Origin of the sequence: Sulfitobacter sp. BSw21498 (genome assembly GCF_006064855.1) — a bacterium.
In the GTDB taxonomy this organism is placed as follows: domain Bacteria; phylum Pseudomonadota; class Alphaproteobacteria; order Rhodobacterales; family Rhodobacteraceae; genus Sulfitobacter.
In genome coordinates this window covers 1,299,875-1,323,358 of sequence record NZ_CP040753.1, presented here as the reverse complement: position 1 = coordinate 1,323,358, position 23,484 = coordinate 1,299,875, and the positions used below count along the sequence as shown (strand labels likewise).

The 23,484-nt window shown below is 56.4% G+C and carries 22 protein-coding genes and 1 tRNA gene; 2 read left to right on the top strand and 21 right to left on the bottom strand.

All coding sequences use genetic code 11. The features are described from left to right. Nucleotides 1-13: 13 nt before the first annotated feature. The 10 genes from E5180_RS06450 to E5180_RS06405 form a co-directional block, all read right to left on the bottom strand. A complete protein-coding gene (locus E5180_RS06450) occupies nucleotides 14-1,816 on the bottom strand; it encodes a cation:proton antiporter (protein ID WP_254700547.1) in 1,803 nt (600 codons plus the stop codon). A 186-nt stretch (nucleotides 1,817-2,002) separates the two neighbouring features. Continuing rightward, nucleotides 2,003-3,286: a serine hydrolase domain-containing protein gene (locus E5180_RS06445; protein WP_138923663.1), complete on the bottom strand. Its 1,284-nt coding sequence runs from the start codon at nucleotides 3,284-3,286 to the stop codon at nucleotides 2,003-2,005. A 174-nt stretch (nucleotides 3,287-3,460) separates the two neighbouring features. Then, nucleotides 3,461-4,087, bottom strand: coding sequence for a glutathione S-transferase (locus tag E5180_RS06440; protein ID WP_138925132.1), 627 nt, complete (start codon nucleotides 4,085-4,087; stop codon nucleotides 3,461-3,463). After that, nucleotides 4,084-5,013 carry an AEC family transporter gene (locus E5180_RS06435; protein ID WP_138923662.1) on the bottom strand — a complete coding sequence of 310 codons (930 nt, stop codon included), beginning with the start codon at nucleotides 5,011-5,013 and terminating at the stop codon, nucleotides 4,084-4,086. The genes E5180_RS06440 and E5180_RS06435 overlap by 4 nt, the downstream gene beginning before the upstream one ends. A gap of 110 nt (nucleotides 5,014-5,123) precedes the next feature. Further along, complete coding sequence (locus E5180_RS06430) at nucleotides 5,124-5,921, bottom strand: MBL fold metallo-hydrolase (protein ID WP_138923661.1); 798 nt, start codon at nucleotides 5,919-5,921, stop codon at nucleotides 5,124-5,126. After that, a complete protein-coding gene (locus E5180_RS06425; RefSeq protein WP_138923660.1) occupies nucleotides 5,921-6,739 on the bottom strand; it encodes a TatD family hydrolase in 819 nt (272 codons plus the stop codon). The genes E5180_RS06430 and E5180_RS06425 overlap by 1 nt, the downstream gene beginning before the upstream one ends. Nucleotides 6,740-6,771: 32 nt before the next feature. Beyond that, the gene (locus tag E5180_RS06420; protein ID WP_138923659.1) at nucleotides 6,772-7,887 is read right to left on the bottom strand and encodes a DNA polymerase III subunit delta'; all 1,116 of its coding nucleotides are present in this window, start codon (nucleotides 7,885-7,887) and stop codon (nucleotides 6,772-6,774) included. Nucleotides 7,888-7,926: 39 nt separating this feature from the next. Then, nucleotides 7,927-8,565, bottom strand: coding sequence for a dTMP kinase (gene tmk, locus E5180_RS06415; RefSeq protein WP_138923658.1), 639 nt, complete (start codon nucleotides 8,563-8,565; stop codon nucleotides 7,927-7,929). Further along, nucleotides 8,562-9,731, bottom strand: coding sequence for a D-alanyl-D-alanine carboxypeptidase family protein (locus tag E5180_RS06410; protein ID WP_138923657.1), 1,170 nt, complete (start codon nucleotides 9,729-9,731; stop codon nucleotides 8,562-8,564). The genes tmk and E5180_RS06410 overlap by 4 nt, the downstream gene beginning before the upstream one ends. A 22-nt stretch (nucleotides 9,732-9,753) precedes the next feature. Further along, entirely contained in the window at nucleotides 9,754-10,554 is an 801-nt protein-coding gene (locus E5180_RS06405; RefSeq protein ID WP_254700546.1) for an SPOR domain-containing protein, read from the bottom strand. 356 nt (nucleotides 10,555-10,910) lie between these two features. Here E5180_RS06405 and E5180_RS06400 point away from each other — a divergent pair. After that, nucleotides 10,911-11,000: transfer RNA gene (locus E5180_RS06400), tRNA-Ser, on the top strand. Between the two features lie 86 nt (nucleotides 11,001-11,086). On the opposite strand, the gene E5180_RS06395 is transcribed toward E5180_RS06400, so the two are convergent. The 11 genes from E5180_RS06395 to E5180_RS06345 all read right to left on the bottom strand — a co-directional run bounded on the left by E5180_RS06395 (nucleotide 11,087) and on the right by E5180_RS06345 (nucleotide 22,021). After that, nucleotides 11,087-11,947 carry a DarT ssDNA thymidine ADP-ribosyltransferase family protein gene (locus E5180_RS06395; RefSeq protein WP_171048904.1) on the bottom strand — a complete coding sequence of 287 codons (861 nt, stop codon included), beginning with the start codon at nucleotides 11,945-11,947 and terminating at the stop codon, nucleotides 11,087-11,089. A gap of 88 nt (nucleotides 11,948-12,035) precedes the next feature. Further along, on the bottom strand, nucleotides 12,036-12,908 hold the full coding sequence (locus E5180_RS06390; protein WP_138923654.1) for a macro domain-containing protein: 873 nt from the start codon (nucleotides 12,906-12,908) through the stop codon (nucleotides 12,036-12,038). A gap of 402 nt (nucleotides 12,909-13,310) precedes the next feature. Continuing rightward, a complete protein-coding gene (locus tag E5180_RS06385; RefSeq protein ID WP_138923653.1) occupies nucleotides 13,311-13,766 on the bottom strand; it encodes a hypothetical protein in 456 nt (151 codons plus the stop codon). Nucleotide 13,767: 1 nt separating this feature from the next. Next, nucleotides 13,768-14,643 carry a hypothetical protein gene (locus tag E5180_RS06380; RefSeq protein ID WP_138923652.1) on the bottom strand — a complete coding sequence of 292 codons (876 nt, stop codon included), beginning with the start codon at nucleotides 14,641-14,643 and terminating at the stop codon, nucleotides 13,768-13,770. Next, entirely contained in the window at nucleotides 14,640-17,612 is a 2,973-nt protein-coding gene (locus E5180_RS06375; protein WP_138923651.1) for a class I SAM-dependent DNA methyltransferase, read from the bottom strand. The genes E5180_RS06380 and E5180_RS06375 overlap by 4 nt, the downstream gene beginning before the upstream one ends. A 79-nt stretch (nucleotides 17,613-17,691) precedes the next feature. Further along, nucleotides 17,692-18,342, bottom strand: a complete 651-nt coding sequence (locus tag E5180_RS06370; RefSeq protein ID WP_138923650.1) for a hypothetical protein — start codon at nucleotides 18,340-18,342, stop codon at nucleotides 17,692-17,694. Nucleotides 18,343-18,591: 249 nt separating this feature from the next. Continuing rightward, nucleotides 18,592-19,014: a hypothetical protein gene (locus tag E5180_RS06365; protein WP_206338731.1), complete on the bottom strand. Its 423-nt coding sequence runs from the start codon at nucleotides 19,012-19,014 to the stop codon at nucleotides 18,592-18,594. A gap of 133 nt (nucleotides 19,015-19,147) precedes the next feature. Next, on the bottom strand, nucleotides 19,148-19,432 hold the full coding sequence (locus E5180_RS16095; protein WP_138923649.1) for a winged helix domain-containing protein: 285 nt from the start codon (nucleotides 19,430-19,432) through the stop codon (nucleotides 19,148-19,150). Between the two features lie 95 nt (nucleotides 19,433-19,527). Further along, nucleotides 19,528-19,719 (bottom strand): helix-turn-helix transcriptional regulator, encoded by a 192-nt coding sequence (locus E5180_RS06355; protein WP_138923648.1) that lies wholly within the window; start codon nucleotides 19,717-19,719, stop codon nucleotides 19,528-19,530. Between the two features lie 231 nt (nucleotides 19,720-19,950). Beyond that, a complete protein-coding gene (locus E5180_RS06350) occupies nucleotides 19,951-20,760 on the bottom strand; it encodes a hypothetical protein (RefSeq protein WP_138923647.1) in 810 nt (269 codons plus the stop codon). Nucleotides 20,761-20,797: 37 nt separating this feature from the next. Then, the gene (locus E5180_RS06345) at nucleotides 20,798-22,021 is read right to left on the bottom strand and encodes a tyrosine-type recombinase/integrase (RefSeq protein ID WP_138923646.1); all 1,224 of its coding nucleotides are present in this window, start codon (nucleotides 22,019-22,021) and stop codon (nucleotides 20,798-20,800) included. A 284-nt stretch (nucleotides 22,022-22,305) separates the two neighbouring features. Between E5180_RS06345 and E5180_RS06340 the strand changes: the two genes are divergently transcribed. Continuing rightward, nucleotides 22,306-23,481: a tyrosine-type recombinase/integrase gene (locus tag E5180_RS06340; RefSeq protein WP_138923645.1), complete on the top strand. Its 1,176-nt coding sequence runs from the start codon at nucleotides 22,306-22,308 to the stop codon at nucleotides 23,479-23,481. Nucleotides 23,482-23,484 lie beyond the last annotated feature (3 nt).

Here is a 23,484-nt window from a genome sequence, read left to right as displayed (position 1 = left end):
GCAACGCTGCCGATTACGCCTCTGGCGGGCGTAGGGCGATGACCTGGATGCCGGCCCCACCTTTGAATTCCTCGTTCTTGCGTATGAACTTGATCTCGCCGCTGGTGGTGATCTGCGCCAGCAGACGGGCGTCAGGGCTTTCGGTGCGCCAATCTTCCAGCGTGAATTCCTCTGACAGGCGCGTGCTGCGGAACTGCCATCCTTCAGCCACCAATTGGCGAAGTTCGGCGTGGGTCGCATCAAGCCCAAGGGGCCGTCCACCAAGGGTGCGGGGCAGTTGGTGGCGGCTGCTTTCGGATTTTTCGCGCATCACCTGAAACACGTTCTCGCGGCCGAATTCAGGGGCAAGGTCGGTGGTGACCAAGGTGTTATAGGCGTCGTTTTCCGTGGCTGCGATCAGGGTCGCATAGCTCACAAGCTCGACCCGCTGCTCTGCCGCCTCTGACAGGATATCGCCTGAAAACGTATCGATCCCTGCTGCGCGGGCCTTGCGCAGGCGGATGAAGTTCGGGTCGGTCATCAGGACGGGAATTTCCACTTTCTTCAACACTTCGGCCAGTTGTGTGGTCCAGTCGGACCCGCCGATGATGACCACACCGGGCGTATCCGCTCCTGTAAGACCCAGCAGCCGCGCAAAGGGGGCGAGGGTGAAACCGTTCACGACCACCGTCACTGCGACAAGTGCAAAGGCCAGCGGTGCGATCAGGGCGGCGTCCTCGAACCCGAGGCTCAGAAGGCGTTCGCCAAACAGACCCGCCACAGCCACCAGCACCACGCCGCGTGGACCGGTCAGGGCGACCAGCAGCTTTTCACGAAACGGAATGCCCGACCCGATAAGCGAGATAAATACTGTCGCGGGCCGTGCCACCAGCACCACCACGGCCACAAAGACCGCGGCGCGCCAATCAAGGTTGCTTAGCGCTTCGACGTCCAGACCCGCAGCCAGCAGGATGAACACGCCCGATACCAGCAACACAGTCGCGTGCTCTTTAAAGCGGCGCATTTCTTCGTAGCTGGGCAGTTTGGAGTTCGCGATCACGATGCCCATAATGGTCACCGCCAGCAGTCCGCTTTCGTGCAGCACCGAATCAGATGCCGCAAAGACCCCCAAGAGCAGGGCAAACAGCACCGGCACTTTCATGTATTCCGGAACCCAGCCGCGTTTGAAGGCCCGCGACAGACCAATGCCAGCAGCGACACCGGCAGCAGTGGCCACGGCGGCACCGATCAGCAGCTCTAGCATCGCCTCAGAGGCGGTGGTGGCCGTGTTCAGCGCGATCACCACCTCGAACGCCAGCACAGCGGCTAGGGCACCGATGGGATCGTTCAAGATTGCTTCCCACTGCAGCAGGGTGGCAGGGCGGCGTGACAGCCGTGCGGTGCGCAACAGCGGTGCGATCACCGTCGGACCGGTCACGATCATGATCCCGCCAAACACGGCAGAGCTCGACCAGCTGAGGCCCGCCACATAGTGCAGCGACAGCGCCGACATCAGCCAGCCAAGCGGCGCGCCGATATAGACCAGCCGCCGGACACCGCCGACCGCATCTTGAAGCGTGTGGAAGTTCAGCGACAGCCCGCCCTCGAACAGGATAATCGCGACGGCGATAGAGATCATCGGCCCCATCAACGGCCCGATATCACGTGCGGGATCAAAGATGCCCAGAACCGGCCCGATCAGAATCCCCGCGACCAGCATCAGCACAATCGCAGGCATGCGCAGCCGCCATGCGATCCATTGTGACCCCACCCCGATCGCGCCCACCAATGCGATAGCTGTTACAGGATTAAGCGCGCCGAGTGTTTCTGTTGCCACAATGTGAACCCTTTATAATCAATGCGATGACTTAACGCGCGCCATCACGGTGACAATGGCCGGTATGAAATTCTAGGGGTATTTTCTACGCCAAGCCAGTAATCTGTCGTCCCACACGACAAAAGGCCCCCACATTGGGGGCCTTTTGCGCGGGTTTAGGGGTAGGGCACGCGTGCCCCAAGGGGGTCAGTCGTCGATGCGGCTTTCGGCCAAGGTGCTATAGGCGAGGTTCTTGAAGATCAGGCGCAGCGGCCCGCGATTGGCCGGCGACTGGATCATCAACAGGGCAATCATATCTTCGGCGGGGTCTGCGTGGTAGCCGGTGCCTGCGGCACCTCCCCAGTTGTATTCCCCAGCCGAGCCTGACGACGGCGCATTGCCGGTTTCAAGCCGCACACCGTATCCCAGACCAAAGCCGTACCCGGGGCCGGGCAGGTAATATTTTCCGGGTTTGATGCCTTCAAGGTGGTTCGAGGTCATCAGCTGCACGGTCTTGGGCGACAGCAAACGTGTGCCGTTCAACTCGCCGCCGTTCAGCATCATCTGCGCGAATTTGGCATAGTCATGCACGGTCGACATCAGCCCGCCGCCACCCGACTGGTTTGGTTTGCGCACGCGCGGATCAAATACATCGCGGCTGCCCAGTTTGGCTTGATCGGCGAAGGGTTCGGCGATGCGGGGGAAATCTGCCGCGTCGTCGATATAGAACGCGGTGTCGTCCATCCCCAACGGATCAAAGATACGCGCCTTCATGAACGCTTCGAGCGTTTGGCCCGACGCGACCTCTACCACGGCACCCAAAACATCCGTGGCGCGGGAATATTCCCATGTGGTGCCGGGGTCATGCTCTAGCGGCAGTGACGCCAGCAGATTGGCCTGTTCGATCGCAGTGTTTTCCTGCGATCCGACCTCTGCTGCATTATACGCCTCGCGTGCGGGACCGGCCCCGAAGAAGCCATAGGTAAGCCCCGAAGTATGGCGCATCAGGTCTTGCACGGTCATCACGCCTTTGGCAGGGCGGGTCACAGGCTTGCCTTCGGCGTCTTTCTCGCCAGTGGCGACCGTCAGTGTTTTATAGGCGGGCAGGTAGGTGGAAACGGGGGCGTTCAGCAGCAGTTTGCCTTCTTCCACCAGCATCATTGCAGCGACGCTGGTGATGGGTTTGGTCATGGAATAGATGCGGAACAGCGTGTCTTCGGTCATCGGCTCCCCGTCGGGAGTGCGTTTGCCCATCGTCGATACATGCGCAATCTGACCGTCGCGGATCAACATCAGCACGGCACCCGGCGTCATCCCCTTGTCGACAAGCGCGCCAAAAGTCGCGTCCATCCGCGCCAGCCGGTCAGGGTCGAAGCCCAAGGCGGTCGCGTCGCCGCGTGGCAGCTCTTGGGCCCATGCAGGTGTTAGGGTGGCAAAGGCGGTGCCAAGGGCCAGCGCCCCGGCGACCAAGCCTGATCTGAAATGGTTCATTATATTTCCTCCCGATTGTCGTGGCCCGGTGGGCTCACGACCCGAGGTTAGGAGGGGGCGGGACGCTGTGGCAACCTGACTGACAGGTGTCAGGACGTAGAGCGGCGTTCGTGACGTAGGGTAACATGTGCTGCAATGCAGCGTATATCGGGGCAGGGCGTAGCGGTTGCCGCTTTAGGCGGGAAAAACCGTGGGCGCGTCGCCCTCTGCCCATTGCGGGTATTTGTCCATCACGGCGGCAAAACTGTCGGACGTCAGAAACCGCTCTAGCCAAGCCTGAAGCTGTGGCCAGGGCTGCGCGTCGAACCATTGTTTGTCGATGAAAGCGAACTGGCGCACGAAGGGGGCAATCGCCAAGTCGGCAATGCTGGGGGCGTCAAAAATATGGGTTCCGATTTGCCCGTCCAGTGCCGCCAAGTGGGTCGCCGCCTTAGCGCGCGCTGCCACAGGGTCGGCGTCAGGATAGCGGGTGGCGTATTTGGTGCGGTCTAGCGCCTGTTTAAACGGCCCATCGCAACGGCTGATCCAGTCCCATCCCGCGTCAGGCATATCCAGCAGCCCTTCGGGATCGTTCTTGCGCAGCGCCCAGATCATGATGTCGAGGCTTTCATCGATCACATCGCCCGATCCAAGCGCAAGGCAGGGCACCGTTCCACTGGGCGAGGTCGCCAGAAAGGCAGCCGGTTTGTCGCGCAGAACAACTTCGCGCAGCTGCACCTGCTGGCCCCGCGACGCCCGCAGCGCTAATCGCGCGCGCATGGCATAAGGGCAGCGGCGGAAGGAATAGAGCACCGGCATCATGGCAGCACGCTCAGCCACAGCCATGCCGTCAGGACCGATCCCATTGTCGCCACCAACACCGAGCTTGCGGCCACACGGCGCGCACGGCCATACATATTGGCGAAGATATAGGCGTTGAACCCCGGTGCCATCGCCGCTGTCAACACGCCCGAGCGGAACAGGTCTTGGGGCAGGCCAAAGCTGCTGCCCATCATCCAGACAATCGCGGGGTGCACCATTAGGGACAGGATACAGACCATCGCGATGGTCTTGGTGTCGCCTTCGGGACGGTATTGGATCAGCACGCCGCCGAGTGCAAAAAGCGCCGCTGGCAGGGCGGCCCGAACGATCAACGACAGCGCGTCATCAATCACGCCGGGGATCGCCAGCCCGCTCAGGTTCACAGCAAAGCCCGCGATGATGCCCAAGACCAGCGGATTGTGGAACATCGCCCGCGCCACATTGCGTGCCAAAGCTGTGCCAGACTGGCCGCGGTTCCGCACAAACTCCATCACCGTGATGCCCAACCCGTAGCAAAACGGAGAATGGATTGCGATGATCGCGAAGTTCCCGATCAGGGCGTCGGGGCCATAGGCGCGTTCGGTGATCGGCAGGCCAAGCAGGACAGAGTTGGAAAAGAGGCTGCAAAACCCGATGGCGACGCAGTCTTCCCAGTCACGTTTGAACAAGAACCGCGCGCCAAGCAGCCCCAGCGTAAAGCAGACCGCTGCACCGGTGTAAAAGCTGAACAGCAGTCGTGGGTCGAAAGAGGCCGACAGATCGAGATGCGCGATGGATTGGAACAGCAGGCAGGGGATCGCAAAGCTTTGCGCGAACCGCATGACACCGTCGATGCCCGAGACTGGAAAATACCCCCGCCAGACAGAGACATAGCCAAAGCCGATGACAAGGAAGACGGGAAGGATGACTTCGAGAAGGGTTTGCACGTGAAATATGGCCTTGGGTGCGGGAGGCGCTGTCGCAGTGGGGGTTTCACACCCCCACGCCCCCCGTGGAGTTTAGTGGGCAAAATGAAGTTAGGCAGGCAGGGCGCTGTTTAGACGGGAAAATTCAAGGTCATGCCATCAAAGGCAGGTTCAATATGGTCGGGGGTTTCCGCGGCCAGCGTGTCATAGTCGAGATCGTTGTGCATATTGGTCAGCACAGCCGTTTGCGGGGCCATCTGTGCGATCCAGTCGAGGGTCTGGGCAAGGTGGCTGTGGGTCGGATGCGGATCGCGGCGCAGCGCGTCGACGATCCAGCAGCGTAGATCCCGCAGGTGGGGCCAGATGTCGTCGGGGATCTGCGCCACATCGGGCAGGTAAGCCACATCGTTGACGCGGAAGCCAAGCGCATCCATTCCGCCATGGTTCACGAGGAAGGGCGTAAAGGTCAGGGGCCCGCCGGGGCCGTCAATCGTCACGTCGCCGTCGATGTGGTTCATTTCGAGAATAGGCGGGTAGGACGATCCGGGGGGCTGGATAAAGACATAGCCGAAGCGGTCCAACAGTGCGTCGCGCGTCGGTGTGTCGGCCCAGACGGGCAGGCGCTGGCGCATGTTGATCACGATCATCCGCAGATCGTCCAGCCCGTGTACGTGGTCGGCATGAGAATGGGTGTACAGCACCGCGTCCAGCCGGCCGACGCCTGCATCCAGCAATTGGCTGCGCATATCGGGCGAGGTGTCGATCAGCACCGATGTCGTGCCTGCGTCCGTGATGCGTTCTACCAGAATGGAACAGCGTCGCCGTGCGTTTTTGGGATTGGCCGGATCGCAGGCCCCCCAATGTCCGCCAAGGCGCGGCACCCCGCCCGAAGAACCGCAGCCCAGAATGGTGATCTTCATCTGTGCCATCAGGCGGCGTCCTGATACTGTGCCACCTTGGTGAACAGCCGGTCGAAATTCGCCTGTGTTTGCGCGGCAAAGCTGGCGTAGTCGATGCCAAAGGTTTCGGCACCGCGCCGTGCCGTGTGCGCGGTAAAGGCTGGTTCATTCCGTCTACCGCGATGCGGGGGCGGGGCCAGATAAGGGCTGTCGGTTTCCACCAATATCCGGTCCAGCGGTGCCTCGGCAAAGATGTCGCGCAGGTCTTGGGATTTGGGGAATGCGGTAATGCCCGACATCGACAGGTAGAACCCCAGATCCAGCGCGGCCCGACCAAGCGCTTGCGTCGAAGAGAAGCAGTGCATCACGCAGGGGTAGACACCGTTGGCGTGCTCCTCTCTGAGGATGCGGGCCATATCGTCATCGGCGTCGCGGGCGTGGATGATCAGGGGCAGGCCGCTGTCACGGGACGCGGCGATATGGGTGCGCAGGCTGGTTTGCTGCGCTTCGGCGCTGTCTGCGGTGTAGTGGTAATCCAGCCCCGTTTCGCCAATGCCCACCATCTTGGGGTGTTTGGTCAGGGCCATCAGATCGTCATAGCTGGCCATGGCCTCGGTTGCGACGCTCATCGGGTGGGTGCCAGCGGCATAGAAGACCTGAGCGTGTGCCTCGGCGATGGCGCGCACGGCGGGTTCGTTCTTGAGCTTGGTGCAGATGGTGACCATGCGCGTGACGCCTGCGGCTTGGGCGCGGGCAATCACATCGGGCAGTTCGCCGTCGAAATCGGGAAAATCCAGGTGGCAATGACTGTCGGTGATCGGGTGAATGTCGAGAGTACTGTCTGTCATGCCTGGGGTCCTGCCTGTTGGTCGTGTGTGGGCTACCGGGGTGCGGCGTCGCCCATCTTGAACAGGGTATCTAGGACCAGTGCGGCAGGGTCAAGGTTGACCGCCATCCCGTGACGCGCACGGGTGCCGATGTCGTGGGCGGTCTCTGCCCAGACCCGTCCTTGTGCCGGTGTGGGCGACAGTCGGGTCAGGACAGCGGCTTCGTTCGGGGCGGCGGCGGTTTCAGGCGGGTGGCCAAGGGCACCGGTGCGCGCCAGTCGCAGCATCAGCAGATCAACAAGCGTGAACAGCAGCGACAGTTTTTCTTCGGCCCCGCGGGCGGCGGCGGCCTCGGCCAGCTTGAGCGCGCGGGCGCGATCCAGACGGGGCATCGTATCGAGCAGGGCGACCAGTTCGCCATACATCGCCAGCCCGCCCATCAGCGACAGCGACAGTGCGCCGCCGACCGACCCACCAGAGAGCGCCGCGAGCGCTGCGGGATCGCCCTGAATGTCCACCTCTGATTGGCCAAGGGCCAGTGCCATGTCGTCCGGCGTCAGCGTACCAAGCCGCAGCGTCCGGCAGCGCGAGCGGATGGTGGGCAGCAACCCTGAAGGGCGGTGGCTGATCAACAGGATGATCGCGCGGGCGGGGGGCTCTTCGAGCATCTTGAGCAGGGCGTTGGCGGCGTTGGGGTTCATCAGGTCGGCGTCATCAACAATGACCACACGGCGCCCCCCATCGGCGGCTGACATCTGGAAGAACCCGTTCAGCTTGCGAATGTCATCTACCACGATCTGCTTGCGCAGACGTTTGGTTTTCTCGTCCACTGACCGCGTTATCACCTTGAGAGCCCCTTCGCCCCCTGCGGCCACACGATGCGCTACGGGGTGATCGGGGTCTATTTCCAGGCTGGTGGGGGCGGGCGTGTCGAACATGCCGCCGTCCTCTGCGTCCGGCGTCGCCAGCAGAAATCGCGCAATGCGCCACGCCAGTGTGGCCTTGCCGACGCCGCGCGGGCCGGTCAGAAGCCAGCCGTGGTGCAATTTGCCCGAATTAAACGCATCAAGAAACGCCGCCTCTGCCGCCGTTTGGCCGAACAGCTGGGGCGTGTCGCGCGGGTGGCGCGCACCGTCTATACGGTCAGGCTGGGGGGCGTCATCACTCATGGTTTGTGGTCTAGCAGATTGCAGCGGCAGGAAAAGGGGTTAGCGCGGATCAAGACGCGGGCGCACCTGCGCAAAGATATCCGCAGCCACCTGATCAATCGATTGCGCGCCATTGATGGTCACGAAACGGTCGGGGAATTCAGTGGCCAATGACAGGAACCCTGCGCGCATGGCGACCTGCAGGCTTTCGCCAAAATCCTCGAACCGTTCCTCGACCGTATTGCGCGACAGGGCACGGCTGAGCCCTTCGCCCGGGTCCATGTCAATCAGCACAGTCACATCCGGTTCGACGCCGATCATCAGGCTGTGCAGCTGGTCCACCGCACCGCGCAGATCACCGCGGCTGAGGCCCTGATACATGCGGGTGGAATCGGCAAAGCGGTCGCAGATCACGATTTTGCCTGCTTTAAGCGCGGGTTGGATCGTGCGTTCAAGGTGATCACGGCGGGCCGCGGTGAACAGTAAAATCTCGGTCCGTGCAGACCAGCGGTCGGGGTCGCCTTGCAGCACCAGCGCACGGATTTCTTCGGCCCCCGGGGATCCACCGGGTTCCCGCGTGAGGATCACCTCGTGGCCCTCTGCCTCAAGCCGGTCTTTCAGCAGTTTGGTCTGGGTGGATTTGCCCGAGCCGTCGATGCCTTCGAAGCTGATAAACAGGCCCTTTGGGGTATCGCTCACGAGGCCGCCTCTGGCCCTTCGTTCAATCGGGTCAGCAGGTGGCGCGCGGCTGCTTCAAGCTTGACCATAAAGCCCCCCGCCGCGACGCTGTCTTTGGCCACCAGCGGGGCGCGCACTTCGGGCAGGTCGCCACGTGTCAGGACAAGCTCGCCGACGGTCTGGCCTTTGGTGATGGGCGCACGGAGGGGGCCGGTATAAACCACCTCGGCCGAGACATCACTGCCGCCCGAAACAGGCACCAGCACCGACAGATCGCTTTCCAGTTCAAGACCCACGGCACCTTGTGCGCCAAGGGCAACGGGGGCTTCGGCGATCATCGTGCCGGCCTTGCCCATCGAGCGCTGCGAAAACTGGCGAAAGGCCCAGTTTACAATCGATTCAGATTCCTGCGCGCGTGCTTCGGCGCTGTCGAGACCGGAGAGCACAAACACAATGCGGCGGTCCCCCTGTTTGGCAGAGCCGACAAGCCCATAGCCTGCTTCTGACGTGTGGCCGGTTTTCAGCCCGTCCGCGCCGATGCCAAGCCCCAGCAAGGGGTTGCGGTTGGTCTTGTTCTGGGGTGCGCGCCCGTCAAACAGGAATTCACGCTGCGAGAACATGGGGTAATACTGCGGGTAATCCTCGATCAGGCGGGTGGCCAACAGCCCCAGATCGCGCAGCGACATGCGGTGACCGGCGGCTGGCCAGCCGTTGGAATTCGCGAAGGTTGAATTCGTCATGCCCATCTGCTGCGCCCGCTGCGTCATCAGGCGGGCAAAACCGGCCTCTGACCCATCGGGGCTGAGCGCTTCGGCGATGACCGCACAGGCGTCGTTGCCCGACAGCACGATGATCCCGCGCAGCAGGTCTTCGACTTTGACGCGGTCGGTGGTGTCTAGAAACATGGTCGACCCGCCATAGGACATGGCGTGCTGCGACACGGGCAGCTCTTCGGTCAGATCCAGCCCGCCGTTGCTTTTGCCGCGTTCAATCGCTTCGAACGCCATATAGAGCGTCATAAGCTTGGACATTGAGGCCGGCGGCAGCGGTTCATCCGCGTTTTTGGTCAGCAGCACAGTGCCGGTGGTCTGGTCGATCACATAGGCCGCGCGGGCCTGTGTTTCGAACGCCTGTACGGGCAGGGCCAACAGAAGGGTCGCAATCGTGGCTGCAAAAATACGGATCATGGCAGTTTCCTTTGGCGGTGGGTCAGCTCGACACGGCGTAGGCGTCAGAGAACCCTTCGGTCTTGATGGATTTCAGCAAAGTGTTCATCTCGGATTTCGAACCGGCCGGGCCGACGACGACACGCCAGAACGCCTTGCCGTTGATCTCGCTGCGCTTGACGGTGGGCAACATGCCCGCGCTGCGCATCTGGTTGGCGGCGCGTTCGGCATTTGCCTCGACGCTAAAGATACCGATCTGGACAAAGGGTTTCGCCAGCGATGACGCAGGCTTGGCCGCAGCGGGTTTGGGGGCTACAGGAACGGCGGGCTTGGCCGCTGCCGGGGCGGCTTCGATCGCGGTGCCTGCGGTAACGGCGACGGGGTCCAGTGCGGTCTCGGTCACCTCGGAAGGGGTTTCAATCGTCCCCTCGGGGGCCGCGTCGGGGGCAGGGCTGTCGGCCTCTTGTCGGCGTAGGGCGGTCACGTTGAGCGGCGCCGGCGCACCGGCAAGGATACCAAGGGCGGCGGCAGCATCTGATGACATTTGCAGCTTGGGGCCGGGCAGGTCGCGTTCACGGCGGAACAGCGCCCCAATCACAAACTTTCCGTTGGTTTCGTTGCGGATGATCACACGTTCGGGGTCGGTCACGTCGGGATGCGCCACCCAGACGCCGCCTAGACTGGGGCGACCGTCCCAAAGACCCTGATCGCTGACCGAAAAAACCTCGGGCGCTTCGACATCACGTTCCACCAGTTTGGTAGAGTTAGAGGATGCCGCAGCCGCGCCTTTCTGACCGCCGGACAGATTGCCGACCGCGTCACAGCCCGCCAAGGTTGTCATCATCAGCAAGACCCCCACCGTGCAGCGAAGCGGCCGGTTGCCTGAAAAGGGGTGAAGCCTGGGGCTGTTCATGTCCGTCGTCCTTGCCTGCTGGCGCGGGGTTATCCGCCGCCGCCTGATCGCGCCGTCAATACGGCATGTTTGATGCCCCATTGCCGGGGTCTTTGGGCTACACTAGCGCGGGTGCAGGGGCTTTGGAAAGGCTGACAGCCCCGCGTCGGCAAATTTCCCCACCCACACCGAAACCCGACCCACATGCGCCTTCCTGCACCGTCTGCTGGCGCTAGCGGTTTAACGACATGTCCGTCAATTTCGAGGTTTGCAGAATCAATGGCATCCCTCTATGCGGTGCGTGCTGCGGAGGAGTGGCAGAGTGGTCGAATGCACTGGTCTTGAAAACCAGCGTGCGTGAGAGCGTACCGTGGGTTCGAATCCCACCTCCTCCGCCATATAAAATTAATTTTTAAATCTATATCAGATACTTAGGGGTTCCTGTCTTTTTGTTGTCCCCCATTTTGTCCGCCAATTCGAATCCCTATGACAGAGTTATTCGACTCTCATGTGCAAAGACGCCTTCGAGCGAAAAATTTACCAAGTAATCGTTCGGTGTGAGATTGTGCTCAATGTAATAGCGTTTGTTGCCATCTAGGTCTGATGTAAGGTCGAAAACAGAGTTCCTCGAAGTTAGTTCAAGAATTTGCAATGTAGCTGTTATTTTCCCAGCGGAGCTCGTCCCTGCTAGCTTGAAGTTCACGCGATTGGGTGACGTATCTATGTGGTCTACCGCAGTATGGCGGTTAAAGAACAAGCCAGCGCCAGTCGTCGTTCTTACCAAAGGTAGGTAGTGGTCTAGACCCATACTTGAAAGTGAGTATTTCAAAGTTGCCAGGTCCGCGTCGGTTCTAACCACTATGAATTTCAATGTGTCAGCCAGATTTAATCCTGACCGAGGAAGTACTTCCGCGCACCTTTGACGGGTTATCTCTTGGTTTTGATGCGCACTATCATGATAGATATAATCGAAGTTCAATTCATCAAATCCATCATCGCCATCGTAAACTGTTGTGGAATGACTCTGCATGTTCCCACAGGAAAAGTGAGTGCCGTTTCGAACAAGAACAGAAGCCGAGTCGAACATCAACATGACCGTGAAGCCCGCATGCTTACCACCATAATAGTCAGCAACTTTCCGAATGCCCTCAATATGAAACTGCGTTGGGTTTCTAGGTCGAAAATAAAGCCGCGCATAGTCATGTGCAGCGTCGGTCGAATTGATTATTGCTTCTGGAGCAATGTCTAACCCAATAAGGCCATTTTTCTTGGCAAAGTTTCGGGATAAAAGGGAGCCCTGATCGAGAATTTTGAGTGCGTTTTCGATTGGTTCGTGACGGTACAAAAACCGAGGCCATGACTGCCGATAGTTCTGATACTTTGCTTCATACGTCGACCTATGAGATGTCAACTTTTCAAAACTAATCCCCATGTTAGATAGCTCGTGAAGTGCTAATAGACGTCGCAGAATTTTCCCTGCGCATCTCTATGGCCAAGTTTGGTTTGCCCGAAGCATTGGCCAGATTTATTAGTCGTACATAGGGTAACTCTGCAAAGACTGAAAACACCTTCAAGGCATGCTGGTAGGGCGTTTCAGGCAAGTCAAAGCGACTAACAGGGCTTTTGGTTAGCAGAGACCAGATCTGAAAAATGTCATCTTCACTTGCAAGTAGTTCGCGACAATTTTTCGCTCCGCGAAGCTCTATATCATCACTCATTTCCACAAAGAAACTGCTAGCTAGTCCTACGGCATTTACGCATCCTCGCTTGGTATCCACCACACGACGAAGGTCTTTTACGAATGCCTTATAGTCACTTGGAGAGCGCTCCTCCAAAAGAGGTAAATCATGCTCTGGAACTCCAATCTGCATTTCAAAATCGTGTATAAAAACTGCAATCGGCAGATCATGCAATTTATCTACCATAAGCGGTTTCACTACATCCCAATCCAGCCCGCCGTTCCCGCATCCTAATCTTGGAAAAGCAATCTCACGAATACCGTTTTTTTCGTACGTTTTTCGAAACTCATCCAATCCATCGCGGACATACTCTAGTTTGGACGGGTTGCGCCAATGCTTCTTTGTTGCAAAATTTAGGACCCATTGATCATGCCCTTTCCAGAGCCAAGAACTACCCGGTCGCAAGCCATTACTGTCACATACTTTCTTGTATTCTAAGAACATTGGTGGGAAGCGCTCTTTGAAAGCGGCGGCCAAGCCCTTGCCCATCACACCAACGGTGTTGACTGTGTTTACGACGGTTTGACTATGGGATGTCATCAAGCTGGTACGATGAAATTTTAGCATGATAAATTCATGTCCCGTTCGTCCTCCTCGGTATCGGCAACTGGTGACTAAGAGTCGTCAGTCAGATGTATCGTGTGATTTACTATAAGTACACAAGCCAGTGGTGGGCGCAAAATGTACTAAGACCTTAAGATGCTAGGGTGTCAAAAAACATCTCACGTTCCTCTGAGCTGAGAAGGTGCGCAAATTTGCTCAGAAACAGTTGGTCTGCTTAGTTCTTGCACCACCCAACTTCAAACTGCTTTCTTCGATAAATCAATTGCGACATGACTTTGGGCTTGGATCCTATCCAGTTCGCTGTGCCTGGTTCACCGCCCAGCCCGGAGCTTAGTTGGTTTCCGCGCCCTGACACGCAGCAACGGCTTGGCTCTGGCCACGACTATAGTAAAGGTCGTCTTGAGCTCAAAAAAGGTTCGATACCTTTACCTGTAGTTTCTCAGATAACGTGTATTTCTTCCTTTTTAAGCGACTTTCTACTACATGCCACGGCAGAATTCTCCGCAAAGCCGCACATTGAGAAGCCCCTTTGCTGGGAGCCTTCAATACCGCATCGAATGCTTTGTCTAGCTGTGCCTCGGGTGCGCTCAGCGCCTCAGACAACCAAAACAGCATGGGTGCGCACTGGATGCGGTTATATGCATAGGATGCACCTCTGAGCACTTTGGTTTCACGCCTATACGCGCCGGGACGATCATATTCAGATAGCCATCCAATCCAGTGCTCTTTTTGAGACCTATACCAAGCACCAGAAAACCCAACGCCAACTCCGATTGCTTTTTCAAGTTCTGTGCAGCGGGTGCAACTGTACGGCAGGGGGCGGATATGCGCCAACAGGCCCATGGGTGAAAGCTCTTTCAATCTAGCCTTCCCTCAAATCTCGCGCGCGGTTGATAAGTTCACGGAAGACTTCCTCATGAGTTTTCAAATCCTTGTCGGTGACACGAATTCTATAGTTCCCCCAACGGGCGCTGTATTCAAGGGTCTCAACGCCTGCATCTGCTAGCAGTGCATCCACCTCACCCGTTTGGGGCAGTTTAGGCTCGAAAATCATAAAGGATTTTTTCGGACGGAAGGCGACATAGTTGTTTGCTCTGCCATCTTTGATGAGGCCTACATAAAACTTATTGTATTTAAGCTCGCAAATTGGATCACCTTCCTGCACGATTTTGAACATTCGATCCATCAGTGCGACTGTCTTTGGAGTTCCTTTTTCTTTCTCCCAGTAAGAACGGTCGGTTGGGGCGCTTATGGCATCTTCATCTTCATCGACCAGACCAAGCCGCATCTCGTCCAGCACTTTCGTGAACACAAGGGTGACGTGTTCGCCCACCTCAAAAGCCTGCATTTGAATGGCAACGACTGGCATTGCACCGTTGAACAGAGATATAACGTTCAGGAAGCGGCTGGTGATGTTTTCGGCAACGATGACAGCGCAGTGCTCATATTGAGGGTAGCGTTTCCGTTCAATATCCCAGTACTCAATGGTCCGGATGATGTGGGTTTCGTCAGTAGATCCAAGCTGCAATTCGACCTCATAGCGTTTGTAGGTCTCTGGGTCTTGCATCAGCAGATCCAACCGCCCGGCGCGTGGATGAATGCGTTCACGGTCACGCAGAACGATTTCACCCAAACCAAGGATGGACGGATCATCTGCAATGATGTCCTGAACCCAGTTTTCGGAATAGACAGGGTGGTTCTTGAGAGAAATTGGTTTTGGGCGGGTGAAATTGATCATTTTTTTGATTTGGCCTTTGCTTTGGACTTTGAGGGCTTCTTGGTGGTTGCCTTGGCCTCAGCCGCTGCGCTCTCTTGGTTCAGCTTGAATAGGCGGGACAGGATTTCGTCTTCTGTCAGCAAGCCCGCGCGCCAGTGGTCGCCCCAGCTGTAGGCCTCCGCCACCGCTTCATCGAGCGCCTTATGGGCGTAGTCGAGCCATGCGGGGCGGGCGTTGTAGAGGTTGGTCAGGGTGCGTTTCTTGAGTTTCTTGGCGGCGGCTTCGTCTTTGGGCAGGATGCGGTCGGGGTAGCCCGGCACCACCTCTGGCACGCGGTCCACCAGATCAGCGGGGTTGAGCCAGTTCTCGCGTAATTCGTTCAGACGGGCGGCGGCGGAGGCGATTTTGATGGCGCGCGGATCGGCAGCGTAGTCGGCGGCAGGGATGTTGGGGGTCAGACCTTCGGGGAAGGGAAAGGTTTCGAACGTGGTTGAGGGGGTGTAACGGGGACGATCTTCAAGCGACGTGCCCATACGCAGCGCCCAGAGTTCGTGAAAGCTGGAATGCAGAATACCAAAGGTCGTATCGTCGTCACGGGCGATGGAGTAAACTGATCCAGACGCAAGCATACCGCCAGTAAGCCAAACGAACATCCGGTGCTTTGATACTTCGGGAGTGGCTATAAATCTTCGAAGACCGTTCAGTCCATCTCGCAGTTCAGGCCGTGGTCTTTGATGCAGCCACCAAGTCGCTAGGGTTTTTGGCTCGCCTTTGCGTAGAGGTGGCTTGCCGTTGGAAACCAAGCGCTCGTTTTCTTCTATCCACTGCCGGTTCAAGGTTTCGTAGGGTTGTTCAAAAAGAGCTGCGTCTTCTTGGCTCAAAGATACGCCATAGTCGACACACCATTTCTCAGTGAGTCGGCGGGTCAAGTCCATGCCATTGAACCACCTGCGAATGACGGAGTCGTTTTTAAATCCATTGGGATTCGTAGGTGCCGCAAGTAAGGCATGTGCTTGGGCGGCGCTAATTTCGAAAGGTCCGCCAAATTTGAACCCCTGAAAAGCGAGTTCTGTATTAGCTGCTAGCAATTTCGATTTCGTGATATCGTGGCCCATGCCATTTGCTGTTAGGTCCGATAGGATGCAATCAACAATTTTGCCATCAAGTTTGACGAGTTTTGCCGTTCCTGTTTTGCAAAAGCTGATTAGGGAAACTCTTACGGCGGCCCCTTCGACGGTCCACGCTTCATCACTCCACGCTTCAAAAATCTGACCATTTTCTACGAAAGGCTTAAGGACTTTTCGATTAATTCCACCACGTATGGAGTTGGTCGATACTAGCCCGGCTTTTTCTAGGTTGCCTGTCTGCATCTGCTCCCACGCTTTCACAAACCAATAGGCGACCAGATCAACACCGCCCGGGGTGTCATTGTAAGCTTTGCGCAGGGCAACGGTGTAATCCTCCCCCAGCTCGGCAATCATCTTTTTGTTGCCTAAAAAAGGCGGATTCCCAATTACCACATTAGCCTTAGGCCACTCGGCTCGGGTGTCATCTGCATTTAATACGGCGTCACGGTTCTCTATCGTGTTTAGCGTGCGTAAAATTGGGTTCTTGGCCGCCTCAAATCCATTCCGGCGCATCCATTGGATCTCTCCAATCCAGACCGATACTCGGGCAAGTTCTGCCGCATAACTGGATAGCTCAATCCCCAGTACCACCTCTGGCCCCAGCTGGGGAAAGCCGCGCGGCAGGCCCAGTGCCTCTGCCTCTAGGTTAACGCGGTGTTCGATGTTTTTCAGCTCTAGCAGCGCAATATAAAGGAAGTTGCCAGAACCGCAGGCAGGGTCCAGCGCGCGAAACGCTTTGAGCCGTTCGATAAATCCAAGGTGTAGCTTTTCCGCCTTATCCAGCGCACGGGTGGCAGCGGATTTCTCTGTCGTACTCAGCAGCTTTGTTTTCGTCGCTTTGGGCGCTTTGTCGAGTTGCGCCTCAATCTGTGCCTTAACTTCTGCCCACTCGGCTAACAGCGGCTGGACAATCACCGGATTGACTATCTGCATGATTTTATCGCGGTCGGTGTAATGCGCGCCAAGCTGGCTGCGTTTGGCCGGATCAAGCCCGCGTTCAAACAGTGTGCCAAGGATAGACGGGTCAATGTCGGACCAGTCCAACGCAGAGGCACGTATGAGGTCGTCTAGGTCTTCTAATTCCAGTGGCAGCACGTGGTCGCTGTCAAACAGGCCGCCGTTGAACCATTCGACTGTTTCAAAGCCGACAAGTCCTCCCCCCTTCATCGCACCGAACAGCGCCTTGGCATGGATGGCAAAGGTTTCGGGTTTCGGGCGTGCAGTCTTTATCATCCGCTCGAACATCTTATTGGGCAGCAGGTCCACGTCTTCGGCGAACATACAGAACACCAGACGGTTGACGAAATGCGCGACCTCTTGCGGGTCATGGCCACGTTCGCGAAGGCGCTGGGCAAGGTTAGCGAAGTTCTTGGCCGCCTGTTCGGTCAGCAGTTGTCGGGTTTTGACAGGTTTCAGCTTTTCGGGGTCAAGAAAGGCGTTGCGGAGCAGGTCACGGTTGGCGGCGTCTGTCAGGTCTTCGAGGGCAATCTTGTGGACGTTCTGGACGGTGTTGGTCCAGTTGGTATGGATGCGTATCACATCCATGTCCGACACAATCAGCAGGGGCGGGTTTTCCAGTGCTATGGCGTATTGCAGCAGTTGGTCAAACGCCCTGTCGAGGTTGGCTCGTTTGCCTTTGTATTCCCAAGCAAAGCAATCCTTGCGCCAGACGTCTGCCCAGCCTTCGCCGCCGCTGGTTTTGGAAGCGCCTTTTTCGAATGTGAACCAGTCGCCTCTTTTATCAGATGATACCGGGTCATCGACCCCCAGCAAGCCGCACAGGTCGTTAAAATGTGATTGTGAAGCGGTGCGTTCTTTCAGCTCAACGTTGTGCCATTTTTTTATAAATTCTTGCGGCGTCATGATTATTCCTACGGATACCAATACGTTCCACTAGAAGGTGCGTTGTTTGCCACGTCAACCAGAGGTCGTGTGAAAATTGCTATTTGGTGTCCGGCCGTAAAAACATCTCACGTTCCTCTGCGCTGAGAAGGTGGTCAAATTTGCTGAGAAAATGATAGTCCGCTTGGCTCTCGTAGCGCTCAATCTTGGAACGCTTTTTTTGATACGTCTGTTGCCACATGCCCTTAGGTCTGGGTGGAATACTTCTGGCCATTCCTGGCTTGCCACCTAGCGATGCTCGGATTTTGTTCGCTAAGCGCAACTGGCGCTCGTGGCTGGGTTCTGTCTGGCTTGTGTAAGTGACGTTTGCACAGTGGCGGCAAAAAAAATACATGTCGACTGAGTAAAGCCTGACAATGCGGCGGCCGCAGGGAACTCCATTCTTGATGCTTGGGCAGATGAAATAGGGGCGCGTTCCACCAAAATTGCAGTCGGTTAGAGCAATTGTGATGGCTAGCGTGATATGTACCCAATCTTCCCCGTTTTTTCGCGTTTTGTAATTTAGGATGAATCGCCCAGCCTCAGCTCGGTAGCCTACTCGGCTAACTTCAGTGCCATTCACGATATATGACCAGTAGCCCTTACTACCAGGGCGCAAGCAGCCTGAGCGCTGAACATCTTTGATGCTTAACGAGTTGCAATTTTCAGCCTTCTGTTTACTTGGACGCAGTCCTGAGCCATGTCTGTTCATCAGTGCTCCTGATACTTCCCGAAATCACTTGGAAATTTCGTGGTTTGGGGTGAAAAACCAATGTTCTCCAACGGTTTTTGAGGTCAGCTTTCCAGCTTCTGTTTGGCTCACTTTTTCTATCTGCCGATGGTAGATCTATATATGTCCTGTTTTTTGGGACGCACGTTTGTCCAAATCAGCCAAAACCGTCCTCGTTTTTGGGACACTTTGCTTACATTCGTCTGTTTGTGAGCGCCCGTGTCCTGAAAATTAGGACGCAGTGTCCACTTTTTTAGGCGGGGTTTTTAAATTTTCTGTCCAAGACATGAATAACTTCCGGGCGGGCTTCATGTCATCGGTTGCTTCTTCCTCCAGTGCCCAAACGGATGATTTCCCGACACCTGATGGACCAAGGTAGGGTGCTTGCGTCATTCGAATAAATCCTCGTTCCTGCAACTCCAGAAACCAGCCGCCAACTGTGTTGCGATTAACATTCAAAGATTGCGCTGCGCTCCTGTGGCTAAGAATAATGTGCCCATTGTTTGATCCATTATAGCGGCGCTTTAGTTCTATATAGAGTGCGCGTGGACCAGGCTTGAGCGTCGTCCATGCCTCCGAGGCTTGCAGCCATTCGGGGAGCTGGACGAACCGCCCACCCCCCTTTTTCTTGCGCTTGTATGGTTTGCTCGCCATTTAGATTTGCCCTGCGATGCACCAGAATAAGAATTGTTGGCATGATTGGATTGGTAGAATACGCTTCTTGATCAGATGGCTATCAAATGGCGTGATAGTCATGATGCGTTGGTCGGACCGTTCTGTGCACATTCTACATCTCTGTCTCTAAAAATTGGACTCCGGCACCACAGGAAAGGACGTAACGTGCATGCATGCCGGGGTAGTTGCCTTTGTGCGATTCAGTGTGGGTTTCGATTGGAATACCCAGCTCACGAAGGGCAAAGATATAGGCTGACCAGCGGGGTGCGGGGCGGGTCATTGACGTCACGCCCGTATGTCCTGCTTGGACCAGTTGGACCATTGCCCAGCCTAAGCGACCTTTAAGTTCAAACGTGCGGGATTGTTCGCTCAAGTTGAGCGTTACTCGGACTTTCATATATGCCTCATTGATTTGAGAGGCGCGAAACGATAGGTTTTAAGTGTTCAAACGACCCAGCGCCCGCGCTAGTCTTGCTATTGCGTGGGCGTTGCTTATTTGTCGCCCTTAGAAGCTGGGCGGGATGCCAGCCATTCTATCACGGCGCTTTCAGGCCACGCCACGGCGCGTTTGCCTATACGGACTGGGCGAGGAAAATCGCCAGCCTCCATCATTGCGTAAAGGGTTGAGCGGCTGAGTCCAGTGGCGGCCTCAACTGCTGGTCGGCGTAAGTGGTGTTCTGGCACGTCGCGGTTCCTTTCGGGATGTTGCGGTTTGTGCTGGAATACTTGCCGTCACAGATGCGCTAGGATAGTCACCGACGTTTCAAAAACCTTACCTGAGGCTGCTTTTTTCTGGAGGCGGATAATGGGGGGAAATCTAAAATCTTATATGAGTTATATATTATTTACATATATAACAATGACTTATGTCGATTGCCTAGGTTGGGCTTACCTAAGGAAAAATGGATTTTCGTATCAGTCTAATTTCTCTGGTGGGCAACCAAATCCATAGTTGTCAACTTTGCTGGCTGGCTTTTCGCAGGGTTCGCAGTCAACCTCAGGCGTGGAGGTCGCGCCACCCTTTATGTTCCAATTTACAATTTTCGCGATTTCTTCTGCCGCAGTAGGCGAGACTACACCCTCGTTGGCCAGACCATAGCCGGCACCGTTTGAAAGGACCCAATCTTGAATAGTCCTCTTTACGCTTTTCCCACGCGACGCCTTATTCACCGCTTTCCAAGCCGCAACTGCACAAGCCAGCTTTGCCGAATAGCGAGGATTTTGCTGGTTTAAAAAGCTACTTTGGTTGCCCGATGGGAAGAAAAAATTAGGATAAATACCGCGCTCAGCCAGCCATTTCTTAATGGCATCAACTTCAATTGTGGAGTTTTCCCAGTTGGGCTCTCTCCAGATAAATAAATCCGCTCGTCCCCGAATATCGTCAACCGTAAAGTTGAGCTTTGTGTCTCCGAAATACATGCTGGTACTAGACCCCTCGGTTTCATTTCGAGCGATCAACAGGTCAAAACTAGCTTTCTCCTCTTCTGGACCAAATTCAACTTCGCCAAAAATTCCGTCGTGACCGGCGAATGTATGCCGTCCCCTCATTCCATGAGCAAGATTGGCCTGTAATTTGTTTGTCATTATTGAATTCCTGAGCGCGTCGAAAGCAGCATCAAAGCCTGCGTGTTGCCAAGTTTTTTTGGTGCGTTCTCCGAGGTCATCCACGTAATGTTCGCTAGGGTCGCCACCAGCAATGAGTATGGCCGTGTTAACAACGGACAAGTTGTCAGCGAGACCCCAAAGTTCGAGTGCGTGCAATTTAAGAAATCCTTATAACTGTTTTTTGGGAACGATGGAGAATTTGGACTGCCCATCGTTCCATCAGAGTCTTGCGTTTGTCAAAGAAGTCCGACCGCGCATAAGCGGCCTCTGCCTTATCCTTCACCGTATGGGCCAGCGCGGCCTCCGACACATCGCGGGGCGTGTTGGTGCGCTCCTGGGCCCATGTCTTGAACGAGGTACGAAACCCATGAACGTCCACATCATATCCCAGCGCCTTGGTTAGTTTGGATAGCGTCATGTCAGAGAGCGGTTTGCCGTGTTTGGTGCCGGGGAACACTAGACCATCGCCTGCCCCTAATTTGCGGGCCTGTGAAAGCACTTCAATAGCGCGGGGCGATAGCGGGACGCGATGCTCTTTCTTGGCTTTCATGCGGTGCGCTGGGCGCGTCCAGATGGCGCGATCCAGATCAAACTCCGACCATTCCGCTAAACGTACCTCGCCAGACCGTGATGCTGTCAAAATAACCAGTTCTAATGCCAGTTTGGTGGCGTCCCCTGCATCACATGCTTCGAGAGCGATGAGAAATTCAGGCACTTTGTCATAGGGCAGGGCTTTGCGATGTGCTTGGGTCTTGTCCTGTTTGGGTAGGGCTTGGGCGATGGCGTCCGCAGGGTTGTCTTGCCTCCATCCGTTTGCCACGGCCCACTTCATCACGGTGCCGATGCGTTGACGAACCCGCCGCGCCGTTTCGGGCTTTTCCAGCCATATGGGTTGCAGCACGGCGAGCACATCAGCGGTTGTCACCTCTGACACCTTTAACTTGCCGATACGGGGGAAGGCGTAGGTTTCCAGCGTCGATATGAATTGCGCCGCGTGTTTCTTGTTTCGCCATGTTGGTTCGTGTATTTTGTGAACCTTGCGCGATGCTTCCTCAAACGTCAGCAAAGCCTCTGAGGCGCGCTTGGATTGCAGGGGGTCACCGCCCGCCCGCGCCAACTTGCGGTTCTGTAGCGCGGCTTCCCGGGCCTCTGCCAAGGTAACGAGCGATGCGCTGCCCATGCCTATCTCGGTCCGCTTGCCGCGTATCATGATGCGCTGCACCCAACGCTTTGCGCCCGATGTATCGACCTTGAGAAACAGGCCTTGACCGTCTGTGTACTTGCCGGGAGCAGTGACGGTGCGCACAAATGCAGCGGACAGCGCCTTTTCAGCCCGCTTGCTTGGTTCGGTTCGTTCGATAGCTGTTTTCGCGTCCGCCATTCCGTCCCCCATTATTATCTGGAATGTGGGGGACGGCACTGGAACAATCAAGACTTATATGGGGGCTAAGATATTGAATCTAGTTATTTACTGGAATGGGTTGGAATGCACGCGGGCGGACACCTCCTCCGCCACTACACCTTTTTGCTGAGTTTGAATGGACCGCTTTAGGCGGCCTTTTTCTTTTGTTTGCATGGATTTAGCCCCTGCCGTCGTTTACCTTGAGTTTCTTTCGATAGCGTCTATATTTGTTCCTTGAGTGGTATGGAATGTGGTATTTTTGAATGACCCTATCTGGTAAGCTGACAAAGAAACTGGTCGAGAATCTCGGCGCTGGGCGGCATGGTGACGGCAATGGCCTTTATCTCGTAGTCGATCCGTCAGGCGCACGCCGTTGGATCGTGCGGGTGGTCGTCAAAGGCCAGAAGAACAAAAAAGGTGCGCCTCTGCGCACTGACTTTGGTCTTGGGGGCGCGGATATTGTGCCCTTGAACCAAGCGCGCGAACGGGCTCTCGAATATCGTCGGATGGCCAAGCAAGGATTGAACCCGCGTTTTCACGCTCGCCAAGAGGTGCCTACCTTCGAAGAGGTGGCGCAGCAGGTTCACATTGACCGGATACCCACGTGGAAAAATGCCAAACATGGCCAACAGTGGATCAATACGCTGCGCGACTATGCTTTCCCCAAGATCGGGCGCATGCCGATTGATAGCGTTGATCAGCCCGAGGTAATGATGTGCCTTGCGCCTATCTGGACCGAGAAACATGAGACGGCAAAGCGGTTGGCGCAAAGGGTCAAGACAGTGCTGGACGTGGCGCGTTCAAAAGGGTTTCGCACAGGCGAGAACCCCGTCACGGCGATTAAGGATGCCGGAGCATTGCCAAGAGTCAAAGCCAAGGTGAAGCATCACAAGGCGATGCGGTGGCAGGACGTTCCAAAATTCTATGCGGGTCTGCAAACACGAAAAGCGATGGCCGCGAAGGCCTTGATGTTCACCTGTCTGACGGGATCGAGAACGGGAGAAGTGCTGGGGCTGCGGTGGGAAGAGATCGATTTTGAGGCGCAGCTTTGGACGTGTCCGGCAGATCGCATGAAGACCGGCGAAGCCCACCGTGTGCCGCTGACGGATGAGATGCTCTCGATCATTGAACCATTAAAAGAGCTAAGGTCAGATTTTGTGTTCGAAGGTCAGAAGCGTCACAAGCAACTGTCCAATATGTCGATGCTCATGCTGTTGCGCCGAATGGATGTGGAAGGGGTCACAGTTCACGGCTTTCGATCCACGTTCCGCGATTGGGCATCCGAGGTCGCAAATGTGCCGCGTGAGGTTGCCGAGAAGAGTTTGGCGCACTCTGTCGGGTCGGATGTTGAGCGGGCTTACGCCCGCTCGGACCTACTGGATAAACGACGTGCATTGATGCGCGATTGGTCTCAATTCGTCGCAAGCACAGCTGGATAGAGG

Bases quoted from the DNA above. Each gene is read 5' to 3' on its own strand.
- E5180_RS06440 (WP_138925132.1), bottom strand. From the start codon at position 4,087: ATGATGCCGGTGCTCTATTCCTTCCGCCGCTGCCCTTATGCCATGCGC.
- E5180_RS06420 (WP_138923659.1), bottom strand. From the start codon at position 7,887: ATGAGTGATGACGCCCCCCAGCCTGACCGTATAGACGGTGCGCGCCAC.
- E5180_RS06390 (WP_138923654.1), bottom strand. From the start codon at position 12,908: ATGCTAAAATTTCATCGTACCAGCTTGATGACATCCCATAGTCAAACC.
- E5180_RS06340 (WP_138923645.1), top strand. From the start codon at position 22,306: ATGACCCTATCTGGTAAGCTGACAAAGAAACTGGTCGAGAATCTCGGC.
- E5180_RS06425 (WP_138923660.1), bottom strand. From the start codon at position 6,739: ATGACAGACAGTACTCTCGACATTCACCCGATCACCGACAGTCATTGC.
- E5180_RS06375 (WP_138923651.1), bottom strand. From the start codon at position 17,612: ATGACGCCGCAAGAATTTATAAAAAAATGGCACAACGTTGAGCTGAAA.
- E5180_RS16095 (WP_138923649.1), bottom strand. From the start codon at position 19,432: ATGAAAGTCCGAGTAACGCTCAACTTGAGCGAACAATCCCGCACGTTT.
- E5180_RS06345 (WP_138923646.1), bottom strand. From the start codon at position 22,021: ATGGCGGACGCGAAAACAGCTATCGAACGAACCGAACCAAGCAAGCGG.
- E5180_RS06365 (WP_206338731.1), bottom strand. From the start codon at position 19,014: ATGGCGAGCAAACCATACAAGCGCAAGAAAAAGGGGGGTGGGCGGTTC.
- E5180_RS06445 (WP_138923663.1), bottom strand. From the start codon at position 3,286: ATGAACCATTTCAGATCAGGCTTGGTCGCCGGGGCGCTGGCCCTTGGC.
- E5180_RS06410 (WP_138923657.1), bottom strand. From the start codon at position 9,731: ATGATCCGTATTTTTGCAGCCACGATTGCGACCCTTCTGTTGGCCCTG.
- E5180_RS06430 (WP_138923661.1), bottom strand. From the start codon at position 5,921: ATGGCACAGATGAAGATCACCATTCTGGGCTGCGGTTCTTCGGGCGGG.
- E5180_RS06370 (WP_138923650.1), bottom strand. From the start codon at position 18,342: ATGAACAGACATGGCTCAGGACTGCGTCCAAGTAAACAGAAGGCTGAA.
- E5180_RS06380 (WP_138923652.1), bottom strand. From the start codon at position 14,643: ATGATCAATTTCACCCGCCCAAAACCAATTTCTCTCAAGAACCACCCT.
- E5180_RS06405 (WP_254700546.1), bottom strand. From the start codon at position 10,554: ATGATGACAACCTTGGCGGGCTGTGACGCGGTCGGCAATCTGTCCGGC.